Source organism: Vibrio sp. 10N.222.48.A3 (assembly GCF_041475345.1).
In the GTDB taxonomy this organism is placed as follows: domain Bacteria; phylum Pseudomonadota; class Gammaproteobacteria; order Enterobacterales; family Vibrionaceae; genus Vibrio; species Vibrio tasmaniensis_A.
Window position 1 is genome coordinate 1 of sequence record NZ_JBFRVX010001598.1, and the last position, 554, is coordinate 554.

At 46.8% G+C, this 554-nt stretch carries 1 protein-coding gene; it reads right to left on the reverse strand.

Annotation, left to right across the window (positions count from 1 at the left end):
- Positions 1–161 precede the first annotated feature (161 nt).
- Positions 162–554: flavin reductase family protein (locus tag AB4653_RS27940; RefSeq protein ID WP_372105886.1), on the reverse strand; the 393-nt coding region annotated here is incomplete at its 5' end.

The window sequence follows — 554 nt, forward strand, 5'->3', positions numbered from 1 at the left end:
ATCTACAAAGCAACACAGCACAAGCGTCAACCAATCCCAACGATCTACGATTAATCTTTGAATTAGCTCAGAATCAAAAAGGCCGGAAGCTCATTTACGAACTTCCGGCCTTTTCTATTTAGTGTTCTTTAATGCGTTTTTCGTAATGATCTAACGAGTCGTTAATCTACAACTTCGATATCGGTTTGAGGCACGCTACAACACGCCAAGATCTGCCCCATATTACGTTCATGATCTTGCAATGCAGGGACATCCGGTTGATGAACTTGTCCGGACTCAAGCGTCACTTTACAAGCACCGCAGAAACCCGCACGACAACTTGAAGCAATAGACACCCCCGCCGACTCCGCTTGCTCTAGCAAGGTTGATTGATTATTACCTTCGAACAGGTAGCCGTTCACACTTAACTGTAGCTGCTTCACCGCTTCCTCGGTCGATTGAGCCACACCAAACGCTTCTTGATGGTAATGCTGAGGGTTGAGCCCCATTTGAATCAGCAGTTTCTTTGCATTATCCATAAAGCCGTCAGGGCCACACACGAACGCTTGGCGCTT